Source organism: Pseudomonas sp. App30 (genome assembly GCF_047947025.1).
GTDB lineage: Bacteria > Pseudomonadota > Gammaproteobacteria > Pseudomonadales > Pseudomonadaceae > Aquipseudomonas.
This window is the reverse complement of the sequence record NZ_CP133165.1, coordinates 824,771-844,075: the sequence shown is the minus strand read 5'-3', so window position 1 is coordinate 844,075 and position 19,305 is coordinate 824,771. Positions and strand designations below refer to the sequence as shown.

19 protein-coding genes are annotated in these 19,305 nt (G+C 66.8%); 7 read left to right on the top strand and 12 right to left on the bottom strand.

Annotated features, from left to right (window positions below):
* Positions 1–113 precede the first annotated feature (113 nt).
* The 5 genes from RAM80_RS03670 to RAM80_RS03650 all read right to left on the bottom strand — a co-directional run bounded on the left by RAM80_RS03670 (position 114) and on the right by RAM80_RS03650 (position 5,179).
* Complete coding sequence (locus RAM80_RS03670) at positions 114–905, bottom strand: 2OG-Fe(II) oxygenase (RefSeq protein ID WP_416424877.1); 792 nt, start codon at positions 903–905, stop codon at positions 114–116.
* Between the two features lie 27 nt (positions 906–932).
* Entirely contained in the window at positions 933–1,706 is a 774-nt protein-coding gene (locus tag RAM80_RS03665; protein WP_416424876.1) for an ABC transporter ATP-binding protein, read from the bottom strand.
* A gap of 64 nt (positions 1,707–1,770) precedes the next feature.
* The gene (locus RAM80_RS03660) at positions 1,771–3,582 is read right to left on the bottom strand and encodes an ABC transporter ATP-binding protein (protein WP_416424875.1); all 1,812 of its coding nucleotides are present in this window, start codon (positions 3,580–3,582) and stop codon (positions 1,771–1,773) included.
* Between the two features lie 60 nt (positions 3,583–3,642).
* On the bottom strand, positions 3,643–3,846 hold the full coding sequence (locus tag RAM80_RS03655) for a hypothetical protein (RefSeq protein ID WP_416424874.1): 204 nt from the start codon (positions 3,844–3,846) through the stop codon (positions 3,643–3,645).
* A 145-nt stretch (positions 3,847–3,991) separates the two neighbouring features.
* A complete protein-coding gene (locus RAM80_RS03650) occupies positions 3,992–5,179 on the bottom strand; it encodes an MFS transporter (protein ID WP_416424873.1) in 1,188 nt (395 codons plus the stop codon).
* A 225-nt stretch (positions 5,180–5,404) separates the two neighbouring features.
* Here RAM80_RS03650 and RAM80_RS03645 point away from each other — a divergent pair, with 225 nt between their 5' ends.
* On the top strand, positions 5,405–6,460 hold the full coding sequence (locus tag RAM80_RS03645) for an NAD(P)-dependent alcohol dehydrogenase (RefSeq protein ID WP_416424872.1): 1,056 nt from the start codon (positions 5,405–5,407) through the stop codon (positions 6,458–6,460).
* Between the two features lie 42 nt (positions 6,461–6,502).
* On the opposite strand, the gene RAM80_RS03640 is transcribed toward RAM80_RS03645, so the two are convergent.
* Complete coding sequence (locus tag RAM80_RS03640) at positions 6,503–6,643, bottom strand: DUF2256 domain-containing protein (RefSeq protein WP_416424871.1); 141 nt, start codon at positions 6,641–6,643, stop codon at positions 6,503–6,505.
* 33 nt (positions 6,644–6,676) lie between these two features.
* Here RAM80_RS03640 and RAM80_RS03635 point away from each other — a divergent pair, with 33 nt between their 5' ends.
* A complete protein-coding gene (locus tag RAM80_RS03635) occupies positions 6,677–7,402 on the top strand; it encodes a uracil-DNA glycosylase (protein ID WP_416424870.1) in 726 nt (241 codons plus the stop codon).
* Between the two features lie 117 nt (positions 7,403–7,519).
* Here the strand turns inward: RAM80_RS03635 and RAM80_RS03630 are convergent, their stop codons facing one another.
* Both RAM80_RS03630 and RAM80_RS03625 read right to left on the bottom strand, forming a co-directional pair.
* Positions 7,520–7,912 (bottom strand): hypothetical protein, encoded by a 393-nt coding sequence (locus tag RAM80_RS03630; RefSeq protein WP_416424869.1) that lies wholly within the window; start codon positions 7,910–7,912, stop codon positions 7,520–7,522.
* A 106-nt stretch (positions 7,913–8,018) separates the two neighbouring features.
* On the bottom strand, positions 8,019–8,414 hold the full coding sequence (locus RAM80_RS03625; protein ID WP_416424868.1) for a hypothetical protein: 396 nt from the start codon (positions 8,412–8,414) through the stop codon (positions 8,019–8,021).
* Positions 8,415–8,562: 148 nt separating this feature from the next.
* On the opposite strand from RAM80_RS03625, the gene RAM80_RS03620 reads away from it, so the two are divergent.
* Positions 8,563–9,129 (top strand): helix-turn-helix domain-containing protein, encoded by a 567-nt coding sequence (locus RAM80_RS03620; RefSeq protein WP_416424867.1) that lies wholly within the window; start codon positions 8,563–8,565, stop codon positions 9,127–9,129.
* A gap of 10 nt (positions 9,130–9,139) precedes the next feature.
* Entirely contained in the window at positions 9,140–9,667 is a 528-nt protein-coding gene (locus tag RAM80_RS03615; RefSeq protein ID WP_416424866.1) for a GNAT family N-acetyltransferase, read from the top strand.
* On the opposite strand, the gene RAM80_RS03610 is transcribed toward RAM80_RS03615, so the two are convergent.
* The 4 genes from RAM80_RS03610 to RAM80_RS03595 form a co-directional block, all read right to left on the bottom strand.
* A complete protein-coding gene (locus RAM80_RS03610; protein ID WP_416424865.1) occupies positions 9,658–10,701 on the bottom strand; it encodes an EamA family transporter in 1,044 nt (347 codons plus the stop codon). The genes RAM80_RS03615 and RAM80_RS03610 overlap by 10 nt on opposite strands.
* Before the next feature lie 337 nt (positions 10,702–11,038).
* Positions 11,039–11,728: a phosphate/phosphite/phosphonate ABC transporter substrate-binding protein gene (locus RAM80_RS03605; protein WP_416427408.1), complete on the bottom strand. Its 690-nt coding sequence runs from the start codon at positions 11,726–11,728 to the stop codon at positions 11,039–11,041.
* A gap of 26 nt (positions 11,729–11,754) precedes the next feature.
* Positions 11,755–12,699 carry a fatty acid desaturase gene (locus tag RAM80_RS03600; protein WP_416424864.1) on the bottom strand — a complete coding sequence of 315 codons (945 nt, stop codon included), beginning with the start codon at positions 12,697–12,699 and terminating at the stop codon, positions 11,755–11,757.
* A 175-nt stretch (positions 12,700–12,874) separates the two neighbouring features.
* Positions 12,875–14,968, bottom strand: a complete 2,094-nt coding sequence (locus RAM80_RS03595) for a TonB-dependent receptor family protein (RefSeq protein ID WP_416427407.1) — start codon at positions 14,966–14,968, stop codon at positions 12,875–12,877.
* A 296-nt stretch (positions 14,969–15,264) separates the two neighbouring features.
* On the opposite strand from RAM80_RS03595, the gene RAM80_RS03590 reads away from it, so the two are divergent.
* The 3 genes from RAM80_RS03590 to RAM80_RS03580 all read left to right on the top strand — a co-directional run bounded on the left by RAM80_RS03590 (position 15,265) and on the right by RAM80_RS03580 (position 19,291).
* Positions 15,265–17,190: a PAS domain S-box protein gene (locus RAM80_RS03590; protein ID WP_416424863.1), complete on the top strand. Its 1,926-nt coding sequence runs from the start codon at positions 15,265–15,267 to the stop codon at positions 17,188–17,190.
* Positions 17,191–17,297: 107 nt separating this feature from the next.
* On the top strand, positions 17,298–18,344 hold the full coding sequence (locus RAM80_RS03585; protein ID WP_416424862.1) for a Rieske 2Fe-2S domain-containing protein: 1,047 nt from the start codon (positions 17,298–17,300) through the stop codon (positions 18,342–18,344).
* On the top strand, positions 18,341–19,291 hold the full coding sequence (locus tag RAM80_RS03580) for a PDR/VanB family oxidoreductase (RefSeq protein ID WP_416424861.1): 951 nt from the start codon (positions 18,341–18,343) through the stop codon (positions 19,289–19,291). The genes RAM80_RS03585 and RAM80_RS03580 overlap by 4 nt, the downstream gene beginning before the upstream one ends.
* The last annotated feature ends 14 nt before the right edge of the window (positions 19,292–19,305 follow it).

The window sequence follows — 19,305 nt, the reverse complement described above, 5'->3', positions numbered from 1 at the left end:
GCGTAGCCGCTGCCGTCAGGCTGCGCTGGTCGGTGTGAACCCTGGAGGTCTTCAGTGGGGCGCAGGGCCAGCGCAGCCTTCGGCAGCGGCTACGCAACAGGGTTGGACACGGCTCAGCGCTTTTTCTTGAAGAATTTGTTGATGTAGTAGCCCGGGCTCACCAGGTCCTTGGGGCGGGGCTTGTAGTGGGTCTTGTGGCGCTGGTTGGGGTCGGCCTCGGGCAGGTCGGCGGTGTAGTAGTACAGGGCGATGGAGCGCCGCGAGCGGTCCGGTGGGCAGGTCAGCGGCTCGGGGTGGCCGTGGTTGCTGTCGGGGTCGGTGTTGAAGATCACGCAGCGGTTGTACACCGGCAACACCTTCTTCAGGCAGGTGCGCATGGGCTTGTCCCACAGCTCCAGGTGGCCACCGTAGGCCTCTTCCCACTCGGGGTTGAGGTAGATGATGGCGTTGATGCGCCGCTGCACCTTGAGCTTCTTGTTCAGGCGGAAGTCCGAGTGCACGCCAAGGAAACCGCCTGCCTTGGTCTCGTGCAGGCCGCCGCCGACGAAGTACGGGTCGGGGATCAGCCCTTCGATGCCGGTCATCTGTTCGAGGAAGCTGAGCATGGGCGCCGAATTGAACACCGCGAACACCGAGCGCAGGTACGGCGGGCATTCGTTGGGGCTGATCTGGCGCTTGAGCTGGCCCTTGTAGCCGCGCTCGTACAGGGTCTCGTTGGCGGTGGCCTCCACGGGGAAGGTCTCGCAGATGCGCTGGATCAGGTCCTGGGGCAGGAAGTCATCGAGCACGATGTGCGCGAACGGCGTGGCTGCGCGGTAGTCATCGGCCAGCGCCTGGCCCAGCCGTGTCGCGGCCTCCAGGTCGAAATCCAGCTCCGGCACGGCAGTGATGGGCAACGTGTGCATTGCAACTCCTTGAATAGGTGACAGGGTTCAGCCGTGCCAGCAGCGGTACCAGCCGTCGTGCTCGCTGACCTGCAATTGGGTCTGGTACAGGTTCGACAGCTGCTCGCTGGTCAGCACCTGGGCCTTGGGCCCGTCGGCGATGATGCGCCCCTGGCTGATCAGCACCACGCGCTCGATCTCGGGGATGATCTCGTCGATGTGGTGGGTGGTGATGATCATCGCCCGGTCGTCGTGGCAGAACTCGCGCATCAGGCTCAGCAGGCTGAGGCTGGCGCCCATGTCGAGGCCGGCGGTGGGTTCGTCGAGGATCAAGGCGCGCGGGTTGTGCACCAGGGCGCGGGCCAGCAGCAGGCGGCGTTTCTGCCCGGTGGACAGGCGCTGGAACATGCGCTGTTCGTCGATTTGCATGCCCAGCTGGCCCAGCAGTTCGCGGGCGTGGGCGATTTGCTCGGCATTGGGTTGCAGGTGGGCGTGGCTGCCCATGGCGCCGAAGAAGCCGGAAATCACCACGTCCAGCGCCGAGGTGTACGGGGTGTAGTCTTCCTGCATGTCCTGGGACACGAAGCCGATCTTGGCGCGCAGGTCCCACAGGTTGAAGGTCTCGTGACCGAACAGGCGCAGGAAGCTGCCAGGGCGCTCCACCGGGTAGATCTCGCGGTTGATCAGCTTGAGCAGCGTGCTCTTGCCCGCGCCGTTGGGGCCCAGGATGGCCACGCGCTCGCGGTCGCCGATGTGCAGCGACAGCTGGTCGAAGACGCGGTTTTCCTGTTGGTAGGCGGTGACCTGGTTCAGTTCGATCATGACAAGCCTTAGCGAAGGGCGGGGGCGTCATTGAAGCAATCACGCCGCCTTATTGCAACGGGGGCTAGCGGTAGCCCTGGGCCTGCAGGTCGAACAGCTGCGCATAGCGCCCACCGGCGGCCATCAGCTGCGGGTGGTTGCCTTCTTCCAGCACCCGGCCCTGGTCCAGCACCACGATGTGGTCGGCGCTGCGCACGCTGGAGAAGCGGTGCGAGATCAGCAGCGTCATGCGCCCGCGCGCGTACTCGCGAAAATGCTCGAACACCGCGGCCTCGGCGCCGGCATCCAGGGCGGCGGTGGGTTCGTCGAGAATCAGGATATCGGCGTCCCGGCGCATGTAGGCGCGCGACAGCGCGACCTTCTGCCATTGCCCGCCCGACAGCTCCTGGCCGCCAACGAACCAGCGGCCCAACTGGGTGGCATAGCCGTGCTGCAGCTGTTCGATGAAATCAGCCGCAATGCCCTGCGCCGCGGCATCGCGCCAGCGGCCCTGGTCACCGAAGGCGCGCACGTCGCCCACGCCGAGGTTCTCGCCCACGGTCATCTGGTAGCGGATGTAGTCCTGGAAAATCACCCCGATGCGCTGGTGCAGGGCGTGTTCGTCCCAGTCCTGCAGGTCGCTGCCGTCCAGCAGGATACGGCCGTGGTCCGGGGTGTAGAGGCGGGTGAGCAGCTTGATCAGGGTGGTCTTGCCCGAGCCGTTCTCGCCCACCAGCGCCAGGCTGCGGCCCGGCGCCAGGTGCAGGTTGATGCCGCTGAGCGTATCGCGGCTGGCGCCGGGGTAGCGGAAGCCCAGCTGTTCGCAGCGCAGGCCGTCGCTGGGCTTGATGCCGTGGGTGAGGGTGCCGCGCGCGGGGGTAACCGGGTGGCCCAGGTATTCGTACAGGTCGGACAGGTACAGGCCGTCCTCGTACAGGCCGGCGATGGCGCCCAGACTGGCGCTGATGGCGCTTTGACCCTGCTTGAACAGCACCAGGTACATGGTCATCTGGCCCAGGGTGGTCTGGCCGTTGACCGTGTCCAGCACCACCCAGGCGTAGGCCAGGTAGAACGCCGCGGTGCCCAGCAGGCCCAGGGCGAAGCCCCAGCCGTCGCGGCGCAGGGTCAGGCGCCGGTCCTCGGCGTACAGGCGGGTGAAGTTGTCGCGGTAGCGCTGCAGTAGCAGCGGCGCCAGGCCGAACAGCTTGACCTCCTTGGTGTGCGCCTCCTGGGACAGCAGCGCCTCCAGGTAGCCTTGCTGGCGGGTTTCGGGCGCGCGGCGCTTGAACAGGCGGAAGGCGTCACCGGAAAAGTGCGCCTCGGCAAAGAACACCGGCAGCGCGCCCAGCACCAGGATCGCCAGCGCCCAGGGCGAGAAGTGCACCAGCAGCACCGCGAAGCTGATCAGCGAGATCAGGTTCTGCACCAGCCCCAGGCCCTTGGTCACCAGCCCCAGCGGCCGCGTGGAGGCGTCGCGGCGCACGCGCACCAGCTTGTCGTAGAAGGCCGAGTCCTCGAACTGCAGCAGCGACAGGGTCTGGGCCTTTTCCAGAATCAGCAGGTTGACCTTTTGCCCCAGTTGCACCCGCAGCAGCGCCTGCTGCACCGACAGCCCACGCTGCGCCGCCGCCAGCAGGCCAAGCACGCCGGCCTCGGCCAGCACATAGCGCAGCACCGGCCACAGCGGCGCCTGGCCGCTGCTGGCGTGCAACTGCATGGCCGCCAGCACGGCATCGACGATGCGCTGGCCGATCCACGCCGCCAGCGCCGGCAGCATGCCCGCCGCCAGCGTGGCCAGCACCAGCCCGGCAAACAGCGGGCGCGAAGTGCTCCACACCAGCGCTACGGCGCGGCGGGCCTGATCAAGAAAAGCGGTGAAGCGAGCAACCACAGGCATGCCAGAAACGGTTCCCAGGAGAAAAACGCGCCCCACTGTAGCAGCGGCCCTTAGGCCGCGTCACGGCACACCGCGGTGTGCCAGGCTTTGACGCGGCCTGACGGCCGCTGCTACGGGGGGGGATCGGCGGCGGTGCAGCAGGGCCAGTACCAGCGCCACCACGCCTGCCGGCAGCACGCACAGCACGAACGCCACGCGGATCAGCGTCCGATACCGGCGGATCCAGGCCGGGGCGGCTTCCATGTGCGCGTAGTCGTCCAGCATGGTGAGTCAGCGGCCTACCTGCAAAGAAAAACCAACCGTACCAGCAACTGTCTTGAAATGGCGTCGCCTGCATCGCGACTAAAGTCGGCTCCTACCCCGTTCGTGGTAGGAGCCGGCCTTGGCCGCGATGCAGGCGACGCGCAGATCACTCCCCACCCTTCATCCGCCGCGCCACCAGGTACAGCCCCAACCCCACCAACGCCGTCGCCGCGCCGATGTAGCCGGTGCTGGTCCAGCCCAGCCCTGCGGTAATGGCCATGCCGCCCAGCCATGGGCCCAGGGCGTTGGCCAGGTTGAAGGCAGCGTGATTGGAGGCCGCGGCAAGGCTTGGAGCCTCGTGGGCGATGTCCATCAGGCGGATCTGCAGCGGCGACGCCAGGGCCACCATGGTGCCCACCAGGCCGATGCCCAGCATCACCCCGGCCAGGGAACCGGCGGCCACGGGGAACAACAGCAGCACAGCCATCGACCACACCAGCAGCAGCCCCACGGCGCGGAAGCCCAGGCGGTCGAACAGTTTGCCGCCGGCGATGTTGCCGATGATGCCGCCCACGCCGAACGCCGCCAGGCCAAAGGGGATCCACTCCGGCTTCACGCGGGTGACGTCGAGCATGGTCGGCGCCAGGTAGCTGAACACGCAGAACATGCCGGCGAAGCCGATGGCACCGATGCTCAGGGCCATCCAGATCTGCGGCTGCTTGAACGCGCGCATTTCCTTGCGCGGGTCGCTGCGCGGCTCGTCATGGCGGTCCGGCACGAAGCGCCAGATCAGGGCGATGGTGGTGATGGCAATGGCGCCCACCAGGGCGAACGCCGAGCGCCAGCCGAAGAACTGCCCCAGGAAGGTGGCGATGGGGTTGCCCAGCAGCATGGCCAGGGTCAGGCCCATCATCACCCGCGCCACGGCGCCGGCGCGCTTGTTGGCCGGCACCATGCTCGAGGCCACTACCGCGGCAATGCCGAAATAGGCGCCGTGGGGCAGGCCGCTGATGAAGCGGAACGCCACCAGGCTGGCGAACGTGGGGGTGAAGGCCGTGGCCAGGTTGCCGACGGCGTACAACACCATCAGCAGCATCAGCAGGTGCTTGCGCAACAGCTTGGCGCCAAGGATCGCCAGCAGCGGCGCGCCCACCATTACGCCCAGAGCGTAGGCGCTGATGGCGTGGCCCACCTGCGGTTCACTCAGGTGCAGGTTGGTGGCGATGTCGGGCATCAGGCCCATGATGGCGAACTCGCCGGTGCCGATGGCGAAACTGCCCACCGCCATGGCGGCTTCCATTTTGGCGGCGGCGCGCGCGGGCAGCACAAGCCCCGGTGATTGCTGGATGGTCATGCGTCGCTCCGTTCTTCAGGGCTGGCAACAGGGAAAACCGCCAATGATAGCGAAATGGTTTCAGCAGCGTCTAGAACGGGGTTTCACGCTGGAGTTCCACGCGCGGCGGCCGCTCGCAGGATCAGGCAAGCATTCAACCGGATTGCTCTAACGGTGCACCGGCACCAACGTTGAACATGGGGGCGAGCGCTGGCCACCGCCAGCCACTATCCATGGAACCCTGTTATGCCAGTACACGCCTACGGCGCCCACGCGGGCGACAAGCCGCTTGAACCCCTGCAAATCCACCGTCGCGAGCCTGGCGCCCACGACGTCGCCATCGACATCGCCTTCTGCGGCGTCTGCCATTCGGACCTGCACCAGGCCCGCGCGGAGTGGGAAGGCACCCAATTCCCTTGCGTACCCGGCCACGAGATCGTCGGCCGCGTGCGCGCCGTGGGCGGCCACGTCAGCGGCTTCAAGGTCGGTGACCTGGTGGGCGTCGGCTGCCTGGTGGACAGCTGCCGGCACTGCCAGGACTGCGAGGAAGGCCTGGAAAACTACTGCGACGGCATGATCGGCACCTACAACTTCCCCACCCCCGATGCGCCGGGCTGGACCCTGGGCGGTTACTCGGAAAGCATCGTCGTGCATGAGCGCTACGTGCTGCACGTGCGCCACCCGGCCAGCCAACTGGCCGCCGTCGCGCCGTTGCTGTGCGCCGGCATCACCACCTATTCGCCGCTGCGCCACTGGCAGGCCGGCCCTGGCAAGAAGGTCGGCATCGTCGGTATTGGCGGCCTGGGTCACATGGGCATCAAGCTGGCCCACGCCATGGGCGCCCACGTGGTGGCCTTCACCACGTCCGAGTCCAAGCGCGAGGCTGCCAAGGTCCTGGGCGCCGACGAAGTAGTGGTGTCGCGCGACGCCGCGCAGATGGCCGCCCACGCCAAGAGCTTCGACCTGATCATCAACACCGTGGCCGCGCCACACGATCTCGACGCCTTCCTGGTGCTGCTCAAGCGTGACGGCGCCATGACCCTGGTGGGCGCCCCGGCCTCGCCGCATGCCTCGCCCAACGTGTTCAACATGATCATGAAGCGCCGCACCCTGGCCGGCTCGATGATCGGCGGTATTCCCGAGACCCAGGAGATGCTCGATTTCTGCGCCGAGCACGGCATCACCGCCGACATCGAATTGATCCGCGCCGACGAGATCAACCAGGCCTACGAGCGCATGCTCAAGGGTGATGTGAAGTACCGTTTCGTCATCGACAGCGCGACATTGAATCCAGAGACCTGATGGAGGAGTAGCGGCGGCCGGGACGCGACCTGGCGGCCGCTGCTACGGGGGCGGTGGCGTGTGGCGGCGGCAGCGCTCCGAGCAGTAGCGCACCTCGTCCCAGCAGCGCGCCCACTTCTTGCGCCAGTTGAACGGCCGCCCGCAGACCACACAGGTCTTGACCGGGAGTTCGCTTTTCTTCAACGGGTTCTCCTTGATGGGGCTTGCGGGGGCTGCGTGCGGAACCTGAATGGCAAGCCATTGGTTTCATTGGGGAGTTATGATCTGCACTCATCCATTGCCGCAGCATCCACAATGATACTTGACGGACCCAAGACCCTGAAGGATCCGGACCACAAGGCCATGCGCCTGAGCCAGATTCACGCAAGCCATGTCACCACGCTGAATGCGTTCGTTCAGGAGCTTCGGGACGAAGCCGGGCCTGATGCCCACATTCCCTACTTCGACCCGTGGGATGCAGGCATTGCGGCCCAGGTGCTGTTCCTGCTTGAGGCACCTGGCGCCAAGGCGGTCGCCTCGGGCTTCATCTCCCGCAACAACCCGGATGAAACCGCAAAAAACATCTTTGAGCTTAGTGCTGTTGCCGGCCTTGAGCGCAAGCAGACGGTGCTCTGGAACGTGGTGCCCTGGTACATCGGTAGCGGCACAAGAATTCGCCCTGCTACGCCGAAAGATCTTGTAGCAGGGCTTCGACCATTGCCGCGTTTACTGGCCTTGCTGCCAGCGCTGCGAGCTGTCGTATTACTGGGCAGGAAAGCGGAGAAGGCGGCGGCGTTGATCGCTACGGTCCGGCCTGATCTTAAAGTATTCAGCTGCGGCCATCCAAGCCCCTTGTACGTGAACCGACGCTTAGGCAACCGCGAGAAAATCCTGGCTACCCTGCACCAGGTCCACACCTATGTTTGCGCTGCGTTAGTCGAGAGTAATGGGAGTGTTCGCTGATGGTGGCAGTTCCCTCGTAGAATCGCGTCGTCTGCATCGCGACTAAAGTCGGCTCCTACCACGGACGGTGTAGGAGCCGACTTTAGTCGCGATGACGTCAGTGCAAGTGTCGCCAGGCTACGGGTTCAGCCTCAGCCAGGAATTGACCTTGCCGGTGTTCGGGTCGACGAACCAGTAGGCGCCTTCGGCCATTTTCACCTGGCTGCATTCGGTGGGGTAGTCCTTCATGATCAGGCACACGGTGCCGTTGTTCAGCGTCCATTTTTCGGCCACGGGTTGTTCGGTGCTCATGCTGAACACGTCGGTGCCATCGGCGGCGAAGGCCAGTGAGTAGGGGTAGCCCATGCGGGTGGTGCCATAGAATTTCTTGCCTACCAGGGTATCGCGCACCTGCCCATCGTTGAGGGTTACCGCGCCCGGCGGCACGGGGGGCGGTTCGTGGTTGGAGGTGCTGGCGCAACCGGCCAGCAGGGCAAGCAGTGAGGCGGCGGCGAGAGTCCTGTTGTTCATGGCACACCCTCTTCGATAGCCCGAAAACCAGTTTTCCGGGACAAATCAAAGCCTAGATGAGCCCGTGCACATCTGGGATCCATTGCGCCGAACGGTTGACGCCGCGTTATTGCGGCGCCAGCGAGTAGTGGTAATGCACTGCACCGGTCTGCGGGTCTACCAGCCAGTAGTCATCCTTGTCCTGCAGCAGGCGGTAGCGCTCCACCGGCTGGTTGGGCGAGGTGAAGGTGATCACCCCGTCCTGCACGGTCCAGTGTTCGGTGACCGGGGTGTCGCCGCCCATCTGGAAGATCTCCGTGCCATCACCACGGAAGCTCAACGAGTACGGGCGCCCGGAGGTGCCGATGTTGGTCAGCTTGTTGCCGATCAGGGTCTGGCGCACTTGCGCGTCAGTCAGCGGCGTGGCGGCAGCGGAGACAGGTTTGATCGGCGGTTGCCCGGGGCCGGCGCAGGCCGTCAGCAGCACCAGGGCGAGGAGGGGGAGCGGGTGGATACGTGCCATGACACACCTCGAACACGCGACAGGGCGAGAGATTCAGCGTAGCCGGTTTCCACGCGGCGTCCGACGTTTGTGGAATTATATCCAGTATGTTGACTAATAAATCCATTATGATGGATGATGTGGTGACACCACCGTCACGGCCTTCCTCATGGACATCAACACCCGCATCGCCACCCGTATCAGCTTCCTGCGCAAATCCTTGCACCTGTCGCTGGAAGCCCTGGCGGACAAGAGCGCCGTCAGCCGCTCGATGATTTCCCTGATCGAGCGCGGCCAGAGCAGCCCTACCGCAGTGGTCCTGGAGAAGCTCGCCACCGCCTTGGGCGTGCCGCTGTCAGCCTTGTTCGAGGCACCTGCCGAAGAGGCAGGGCAACTGCTGCGCGCCGCCGACCAACTGCAATGGCGCGACCCGCAATCAGGCTACATCCGCCGCAACGTCTCGCCCAGCGGCGCGCAGTCGCCCATCCAACTGGTGGAGGTGGAGTTTCCGGCTGGCGCGTCGGTGGCCTATGAAACCTCCACTCGTGATGTGCGGGTGGACCAGCAGGTGTGGCTGCTGGCCGGGCGCATGGACATTCAGGTGGGCGAGCAGCTCTACCAGCTTGAAACCGGCGACTGCCTGGCGTTTCCCCTGGACAAGCCGACCCGCTTTCACAACCCCCACGGCGAGCCGGCGCGCTACGCCGTGATCATCGTCACTGACAGCCGCCGCTAAGGAGGGCCTTATGCAGATCAAACGCCTCACCCACCTCGACGACGCCACCTGTGCGCAGCTCGCCGACATTCTCATCGACTGCGTCGAAGGCGGCGCCTCGGTGAGCTTCATGCTGCCCTTGTCGCAGGCGCGTGCCGAGGCGTTCTGGCAGGGCCTGCGCGCTAGCGTCGAAGCGGGCGAACGGGCCTTGCTGGTGGCTGAGGACGCAGGCGGGCAGCTGCTGGGCACGGTGCAGGTGGTGCTGGCCCAGCCGGAGAATCAGCCGCACCGCGCCGACATCGCCAAGCTGCTGGTGCACCGCCGTGGCCGCCGGCTGGGCGTGGGGCAGGCGCTGATGGAGGCCGCGGAGCGTGCAGCCATCGACGAAGGCAAGAGCGTCCTGGTGCTGGACACCGCCACCGGCGGCGACGCCGAGCGCCTGTACCAGCGGCTGGGCTGGCAACGGACCGGGCAGGTGCCAGCCTACGCTTTGTGGCCGGCCGGCGGCCTGTGCGCCACCACGATCTTCCACAAACGGGTGGGCGACTGCTACGGGTGATCGTGGCGGTGGTGGATGTCGGGGAAGTGCGCGTGGCTGTGGCGTAGCGGCTGGTGCTGGTGCGGGTGCACGTGGGGCTCGACGCCGTCCCAGGCGAAATCATGGCTGTGCTGGTGGTGCTCGTCGTGCACGTGGGGATGGGTATGGGCCATCGGCTCGTGCTGGTGTTCGTGGGCGTGGTGTTCGGTGAGGTGAATCCACACGCCCACGGCCATCAGCGCCGCCGCCAGCCAGAAACTGGCAGTGACCGGCTCACCGAGCACCAGCAGGGCGATGGCCGCGCCCAGGAACGGCGCCGTGGAGAAATACGCCCCGGTGCGCGCCGAGCCCAGCCCGCGCAGCGCCAGCACGAACAGCACCAGGCTGACGCCATAGCCCAGCAGGCCCACCAGCAAAGTGGGCGCCAGCAACGCCAGGCCCGGTAGCTGCGCGCCCAGCAGCAGCGCCAGGGCGGTGTTCACCGCGCCGGCCACCAGGCCCTTGATGCCGGCCAAAAACAGCGCGTCCGAGGCGGATACCTTGCGCGTCAGGTTGTTGTCGATGGCCCAGCACAGGCACGCCACCGCCACGCCCAGCGGGCCCAGCAGGCTGTGCAGCTGCAGGCCGGCGCCGGGCCACGCCAGGACCACGCCGCCGGCGACGATCACCGCCATGCCCAGGACGATGCGGCGGTCGGCGTTTTCCTTGAACACCACCCAGGCCAGCAGCGCGGTCAGCACCGACTCCAGGTTCAGCAGCAGCGAGGCGCTGGCCGCCGGGGTGCGCGTCAGCGCCAGCATCAGCGCCACCGGCCCCAGCACCCCGCCAAAGCCGATGGCGCCCAGCAGCCACGGCCACTCGCCGGGCGCCAGGCGTGGGCGCTGCCAGCCCTTGTCGCGCAGCAGCCGCACGGCCAGCAGGCCGACGCCGCTGCCCAGGTACAGCAGGCCAGCCAGCAGCACCGGGTGAATGGACAGGCCGAGGCATTTGGCCAGCGGCGTGCTGGCGCCGAACAGCGCGGCGGCGGCCAGGGCGTAGAGGATGCTGATGTTCATGGCAAAAACCGAAACAGGCTGTAAAGGCCCCCATCATACCCGTAGCAGCAACTGTCTTGTGGGAGCTGGCTTGCCAGCGAGCTTTTATGGCCCCAACAGCTCGCTGGCAAGCCAGCTCCCACAGGATGTAGCAGCAACTGTCTTGAAATGGCGTCGTCTGCATCGCGACTAAAGTCGGCTCCTACACTATTCGTGGTAGGAGCCGGCCTTGGCCGCGATGCAGGCAACGCGGTCTATGGGGTATCCGCCTTCGCGTAGCAGCTGCCGCAGGCTGCGTCCGAGGCCAGTGTGTTCCTTTGCCGATCGTGGCGCCTGGGGACGCAGCCTGCGGCAGCTGCTACGGGAGGTAGTCGGTGAGGGTGGCGGGGAGGATTTGGGTGATGCGCAGGGTGTCGCGGAACAGCGGCAGGGCCTGGTTCATCGCGGCGCGTATCGCCTCGGGGGCGGTGCCGGTGGCGCGGGTGATGTAGGGCAGGGTCGGGCTCTGGCCGGTGCGCCCGAGGATGCGCACGCCAGCGGTTTCCTCCGCCGGCAGGTAGGCGAAGGTGACGCTGTCGATGGCCGCCAGGTCGGCCTTGCCGGTGGCGACCCAGGCCAGGCTCTGGCGGTGGCTGCCGCTGAGGCTTTCACGAGCGAAAAACTGCCCGCGCGGGGCCAGGGCTTCCAGGGTGTCGTACAGCAGGTGTGTGCCGCTGTTGGAGTCGCGGCTGTTCAGCGCCACATGGCTGCCGCGCCATTGTTCCAGCGCCTGGCGCGGATCGTCGCGGCGCACCACCAGCAGGCTGCAGTGTGCGCCGTTTTGGGCGTCAGGCAGGTCGAAGCGCGGGCGCCCGACCAGCTGCACCTGTTCACCCAGGCGGGTGCGCAGCGGGTAGCCGCAGGTTTGCGCCAACAGCAGTCGCGGGTGCAGCCACAGGTCGTACAGGTCGCCGGCAAAGCGTTCGCGCGCGCCAACCCCCAGCAGTTGCAAGGTCAGCGCCAACCACTGCTCGCTGGCTTCGCGCATGGCGCTGGGCGCCACGTACATGGGCAGTTCGGCGATCTGTGCGGCGGTCACGGCCGGGCTCCTGAATGCCAGGGGTGCCGCGGGCTGTCGATGGGGCGCCAGCCGTGGCGGCGGAACAGTTCACCATAGCCGCCCACCCGGAACTGGCCACTGCGGCGCAGCCAGTCGTCGCGGCGCGCGGCGTACACCCGGGGCAGGTAGTACCAGGGCAGCCCCGGCAGGTCGTGGTGCACCAGGTGCAGGTTGAGGTTGAGGAACAGCCAGCGCCACGGCCAGCCGGCTTCGTTGAGCACCGAGCGTTGTTCCGGCGAGGTGGCGGGGCGGTGCTCGTGGTACGAGCGCACCATCGACAGCGCCAACGCCAGCACGCTGGCCAGCAGGTAGGTGCCGATAGCCAGGCCGTGGGCTTGCACGTAGGCCAGCAACACCGCCACCCAGGCGCCGTGGCACAGCCACATGCCCCAGGCTTCGCCGCGACGCAGGCGCGCCAGCTGGCCCCCGCAAAGGCTGCCCAGGGCCAGCGCCGGGCCGACCAGCAGGCGGCCGTACAGGGTCTTGTTCAGCCAGTGCAGGCCGCGTTCGGCAGGGCTGCTGCGGTCCCAGGCGTGGCGGTCCAGGTAGCGGCTTTCCGGGTCCAGCGCCGGGCGGGTCAGTTCGCTGTCGCGGTGGTGGCGCAGGTGGTCGTCGCGGTACAGGGTGTAGGGGTACCAGAGGGCGATGGGCGCGTAGCCCAGGCCTTTGTTCAGCCATGGCCAGCGGGTAGGGTGGCCGTGCAGCAGCTCGTGCTGCAACGACATCCACAGGGTGATCAGTGGCACCAGCAACAGCAGCGTCAGGTCCTGGCCCAGGTGTGGGCTGGCGTGCACCAGGCCCAGCCAACCGGCGTAGGTGCCCAGCAACAGCAGCCAGGTGGGCCAGTCGCTGCGGGCGGTCCAGGTGCCGAGCAGGTGGTTGATGTGCCGCTGGTGGGCGGCGTCGAGGTAGGCAGGCATAAGGGGCGACCGGTGGTGCTGATGGCGGCACCTTAGCAAGTCTGGTTATGCGCGAATAATCATATTGCGCTACTTGCTTAGAACGAAACGGCCTGTAGCAGCTGCCGCCAGGCTGCGTCCTGCCATTGCGCGGTGCCTGGGACGCAGCCTGGCGGCAGCTGCTACGGGGTTGCGGTCAGAACCGGTAGGAGACGCCAGTGGTCACGCCGAAGCCGTCGCCCACGTAAAAGTTCGCCGAGTCCACGCCCTTGAGGTCGTAGGTGGTCTGGGTGGCGGTGACGTAGTGCTTGTCGGTGAGGTTGCGGGCGTCGAGGAACACGTTCCAGCGCTGGCCCGGGGCCTGGTAGCCGACCTTGGCGCCGAAAATGGTGTATTCGGGTGCCTTCACGGTGTTGGCGAAGTCGGCGTAGTAGCTGGAGGCGTGGTTCATGTTGATCTCGCCGTAGAAGCCGCTGGGGTGTTGGTACTGCAGGGCGGCCTGGTACACCTGGCGGGGCAGGCCGGGCAGTTGGTTGTGGCCGAAGGTGGGGTCGTTGCGGAAGTAGAAGTCGTTCACCGTGAACGCCTGGCGCCAGTTGACGCTGGCGCCGTGGCTGCCGGTCCACAGCCGGGTGTTCACGCCCAGTTCGACACCCTGGTGGATAGTGCCCGAGGCGTTGGTGTCGGAAATGACCTGGTTGGAGGTGGCGGTGGCTTCGGCGATCACCGCCGACAGCAGCTCGCCCTGCACCCAGGAGCGGTACACCGTCAGGCTGCCATCGAAGATGCCCTGGCTACCGCGGATGCCCAGCTCCACGGTGTTGGCCTTCTGCGCGTGCAGCGGGGTGACGTAGGGGTTGGACACGGGGCCGGTGGAGTAGTACCAGGTCACCGGCGGGTCGATGGAACGGCTGACGTTGCCGTACAGCTGCAGGCCCGGCGTGAGCGCGTAGCGGAAGCCGAGGCGCGGGGCCAGGTTCCAGTCGTCGTAGTCCACCGCGCTGGGGAACTCGCTGGTGTTGGCGTTGGTGGCGTAGGTGCTGCGCACGTCGCGCCTGGTGTTGGCCAGGGACAGGCCGGTGGTCAGCCAGGTGCGGTCGGTGAGCTGCAGTTCGTTGCCCAGGGAGAACACCGTGTCGCGCGAACTGGCGAAGTTGTACTTCTGCACCAGCGCCCAGGTGTTGGGGTCGCGGACCTTCTCGTTGCCCGGCTCAAGGATGGTGCTGCTGAAGCTCAGGGTGGTGTCGCTGGGCAGGCCGAACAGGCTGTCGCCCTTGCGCAGGTAGCGCACCGAGGTGGAGAAGTCGGTGGAGTCCCATTGGCCGGGGTTGGCGTAGTAATGCAGGCCGTCAGTGAGGGTGTAGTGGTGGTAGCCCAGGCCCACTTCCAGCTTGGCGTTGTCGTCAAAGGTATAGGTAGTGGTGCTGCCCAGCAGGGTGGTGCCGGGCTTCTTGCGCACCCAGCGGTAGTTGTTGGCGGTGGGGTCGTGCTTGATCTGGTACAGGGTCAGTGGGCTGGCGTTGGTGTTGACCTCGTCGCGGTAGCGGAAGGTCACGCGGGTCTCCAGCTTGTCGTTGAACACGTGGCCGAAGTTGGCGATCACGTCGTTGCCGTGGTTGGGCGAGTCGTCCTGGTAGCCGCGCCGTTCGTTGTGCAGCACCGACAGGTAGTAGTCGCTGTCGCCGACCACGCCGCCGGTGCTCAGCTGTTCCTTCTTGTAGCCGAAGCTGCCGCCCTCCAGGCGCACGTAGTTGCCTGGCGAGGTGTAGCCGGTGTGGGTCACCATGTTGATGGCGCCGCCCAGGTTCAACGCGCTGTACTCGAAGGCGTTGGCGCCCGAGAGCACTTCGGTGTGGTCGACGGCGGCCATGTCCAGCAGGTCCTCCTGGGTGCCGCCGGGGCCGGTGATGGGAATGCCGTCGTACAGGTACTTGATGCCCAGCGCGTAGCCGCCGTAGAAACTGTCGAGGCCGGAGCCGCGAATGGAGATCTTCGCCGCGCTCTGGCCGCTGGTGGCCTGCGCGTAGACGCCTGGCTGGTAGGCCAGCACGTCTTCGGCGGTGGCGGCGCGGCCTTTTTCCACCTCCTTGTTGTCGACCACGCTGGTGGCGCCGGCCACCTTGTCCAGGCGCGCCTTGTCAGCCTGGGCGTCGGTCTGGGCGTGGCCGGTGACTTCCACGGTGCCCAGGCTTGGCGTGGTGTCGTCGGCGTGGGCGGTGGTGGCGAGGATGGCCAGTGCGGTGGCCAGGGAAAGCTGGGTGAAGACGCGCGTGGGCGCCCGGTGATTCATGGTCAAGTGCAATACCCCTGAGAGTCCAATGTCTGTGAGGAGCATCTATGTGAATAGTCTGGCCCGCGGGTGCAGGAGCAAATGCCGTACCACCCGGGCCAGAGCGATTTTCGGGGTGTCGGATGGCAAGCATGGGGCCGCCGGGAGGGCAAATTGCAGATGCGCTGTTGCGCTGCCGACACTGGTCCGGGGCATTTTGCGTAGTGAGTAGAGGGGGGGACGCATCGGCAGCTTTCGTCGATGGCACTATGCTCGTTACAGTACCGTTCCCAGCCTTCCTGCCCGGCCAACCTCCCATGACCCTAGAACTGGTTCAGCCCTCTTACGTCGCCGAAGACCGCTTCCGGCTGCTGATCGACTCGATCACCGACTACGCCATCTACATGCTCAACCTGGACGGCGAAATCATCAGCTGGAACGCCGGCGCCAGGCGCTTCAAGGGCTATGACGAGCAGGAGATCCTGGGCCAGCATTTCTCCCGGTTCTACACCGACGAGGACCGCGCCGCCGGCAAGCCCGGCCTGGCGCTGGCCTGCGCGGCGCAGCAGGGGCGGTTCGAGAGCGAGGGCTGGCGGGTGCGCAAGGACGGCTCGCAGTTCTGGTGCCACGTGATCATCGACCCCGTGCGTACGCCCGACGGCAGCGTGATCGGCTTCGCCAAGGTGACCCGCGACCTGACCCAGCAGCGCCAGGCCCAGGAGGCGCTACGCCAGTCCCAGGAGCAGTTTCGCCTGCTGGTGCTGGGCGTCACCGACTACGCCATCTACATGCTCGACCCCGACGGCATCATCACCAACTGGAACGCCGGCGCCGAGCGCATCAAGGGCTACCGCCCCGACGAGGTGATCGGCCGGCACTTCTCGATGTTCTTCGAAGAGGCGGCGCGCAACGCCGGCGAGCCCCAGCGCAGCCTGGCCACGGCGCTGGCCGAAGGGCGCTTCGAGAACCGCGCCTGGCGGGTGCGCAAGGACGGCACGCGGTTCTTCGCCAACATCGTCATCGACGCCATTCGCGACGACAGCGGCACGCTGCTGGGCTTCGCCAAGATCACCCGCGACATCACCGAAAGCGTGGAGACCCAGCGCGCCCTCGACGAGGCCCGCGAGGCGCTGTTCCAGTCACAGAAAATGGAAGCCCTGGGCCAGTTGACCGGGGGCATCGCCCACGACTTCAACAACCTGCTGATGGTGATTCTCAGCAGCCTGGAGATCGTGCGCCGGCGCCTGCCGCCGGACCCGCGCATCACGCCGTTGCTCAACAACGCCGTGCAGGGCGCCCAGCGCGGCGCCTCGCTGACCCGGCGCATGCTGGCCTTCGCCCGGCGCCAGCAGTTGGTGCTGGAAGCGGTGGACCTGGGAGTGATGGTGCGGGGCATGGCCGACCTGCTGCAAAGCTCGCTGGGCTCGCGCATCCAGATCGAAACCCGCTTTCCGCTGTTCGTACGCCCGGTGCGCGCCGACGGCAACCAGCTGGAATTGGCGGTGCTGAACCTGGCGGTGAACGCCCGCGACGCGATGCCCGATGGCGGCGTGCTGGTGATCGAGGCCCGCGAATGCCAACTCACCGAGCCGCGGGAGGGCGTGGCGGCGGGCAACTACGTGTGCCTGTCGCTGACCGACACGGGCGAGGGCATGGATCCATTGACCCTGGCACGGGCCACCGAGCCGTTCTTCACCACCAAGGGCGTGGGCAAGGGCACCGGCCTGGGCCTGTCGATGGTCGACGGCGTGGCCGCCCAGGTGGGCGGCAAGCTGGTGGTGCGCAGCGCCCGGCCGGGCGGCACCACCGCCGAGCTGTGGTTGCCGGTGGACGAAGGCGCCCCCGTGACGGCCCCGGTGGCCAGCGCCAGCAGCCAGGTCAGCACGGCCAAGGGCCTGAGCGTGCTGCTGGTGGACGACGACCCGCTGATTCTGGTCAGCGCCGAAGCCATGCTCGAAGACCTGGGCTGCCGCGTGCACACCGCGGCCTCCGGCGAACAGGCGCTGGCGCTGCTGGAGCAGGGCAGTGACGGCTTCGACCTGCTGATCACCGACCACATGATGCCGCACATGTCCGGCCCGCAACTGGCCGCCCGCGCCCTGACGCTGTGCCCGGGGCTGCAGGTGTTGATCGTCAGCGGCTTTGGCGAGGTGGACAGCGCCGCCACGGCCTTTGCGCGGCTGGCCAAGCCGTTTGACCAGCAGAGCCTGGCCCGGGCGTTGGCGGGCCTGCAGCTGGTTTGATGGATGGTTTTGGGTTCAATGGATCCATTGGCTGTTATTTTTGTTGACCTGCTCAGGGTTTTTAGGATTCCATGGATCCATAAAAACAAAACCTGAGAGGTCTCCCCATGTATCCAAAGAACACCTGGTACGTCGCCTGCACCCCCGATGAAATCGCCGACAAGCCCCTGGGCCGGCAGATCTGTGGCGAGCACATCGCCTTCTACCGCGGCGCCCACGGCCAGGTAGCCGCCGTCGAAAACTTCTGCCCGCACCGTGGTGCGCCGTTGTCCCTGGGCTATGTCGAGGACGGCAACCTGGTGTGCGGCTACCACGGCCTGGTGATGGGCTGCGACGGCAAGACCGTGGCCATGCCCGGCCAGCGCGTGCGCGGCTTCCCCTGCAACAAGACCTACGCGGTGGTGGAGCGCTACGGCTTCATCTGGGTGTGGCCAGGCGACCAGGAACAGGCCGACCCGGCGCTGATCCATCACCTGGAATGGGCCGTCAGCGACGAGTGGGCCTACGGTGGCGGGCTGTTCCACATCAACTGCGACTACCGGCTGATGATCGACAACCTCATGGACCTGACCCACGAGACCTACGTGCACGCGTCCAGCATCGGCCAGAAGGAAATCGACGAGGCGCCGCCGGTGACCACGGTGGAAGGCGACGAGGTGGTGACCGCCCGGCACATGGAAAACATCCTGCCGCCGCCGTTCTGGCGCATGGCCCTGCGCGGCAACAACCTGGCCGACGACGTGCCGGTGGACCGCTGGCAGATCTGCCGTTTCACCCCGCCCAGCCATGTGCTGATCGAAGTGGGCGTGGCCCACGCCGGCAAGGGCGGCTATGACGCGCCCGCCGAGCACAAGGCGTCGAGCATCGTGGTGGACTTCATCACCCCGGAAACCGAGACCTCGATCTGGTACTTCTGGGGCATGGCACGCAACTTCAACCCCCAGGACGAGGCGCTGACCGCCAGCATCCGCGAAGGGCAGGGCAAGATCTTCAGCGAAGACCTGGAGATGCTCGAGCGCCAGCAGCAGAACCTGCTGGCCAACCCCCTGCGCAACCTGCTCAAGCTCAACATCGACGCCGGTGGCGTGCAGTCGCGGCGCGTGCTGGACCGCCTCATCAGCCGTGAACGCGCGCCCGTGGGAGAAGCCTCATGATCGAGGTGGTGGTGACCGCGCGTCACGATGAAGCCGTGGATATCTGCAGCTACGAGCTGGCCGCAGCCGACGGCCAAGCGTTGCCGGCGTTCAGCGCCGGCGCGCACATCGACGTGCACCTGGCCGATGGCCTGGTGCGCCAGTATTCACTGTGCAACCACCCCCAGGAGCGCCACCGCTACCTGATCGGCGTGCTCAAGGACGCCGCCTCGCGCGGCGGTTCCCAGGCCTTGCACGAGCAGGTCCGGCAGGGCGACCGGTTGCGCATCAGCGCGCCGCGCAACCTGTTCGCCCTGCACGAAGGCGCCGAGCGCAGCCTGCTGTTCGCCGGTGGCATCGGCATCACGCCGATCCTGGCCATGGCCGAGGCCCTGGCCCGCGACGGCGCACCGTTCGAACTGCACTATTGTGCGCGTTCCAGCGAACGCGCGGCGTTCCTTGCCCGGCTGCGGGCCGCGCCCTTTGCCGACCGCGTGCAGGTGCATTTCGACGAACAGCCCGAGACCCGCCTCGACGCTGCCCAGGTGCTGGCCAACCCCCGGCCCGGCCAGCACCTGTACGTGTGCGGCCCGGCCGGGTTCATGGCCCACGTGCTGGACACCGCCAAGGCCCAGGGCTGGGCGGAGGACCACCTGCACCGCGAATACTTCGCGCCGGTGGCGGTGGACACCTCGGCAGACGGCAGCTTCGCGGTGAAGCTCAACCGTTGCGGGCGCACTTTCCAGGTCCCGGCGGACAAGACCGTGGTGCAGGTGCTGGAAAGCCATGGGGTGGAGGTGCCGATCTCCTGCGAGCAGGGCGTCTGCGGCACCTGCCTGACCCGCGTGCTGGAGGGCGTGCCGGAGCACCGCGACCTGTTCCTCACCGAGGAAGAACAGGCCGCCAACGACCAGTTCACGCCGTGCTGTTCACGGGCCAGGTCGGCGTTGCTGGTGTTGGACCTCTGATGCGCTTGGTCCTG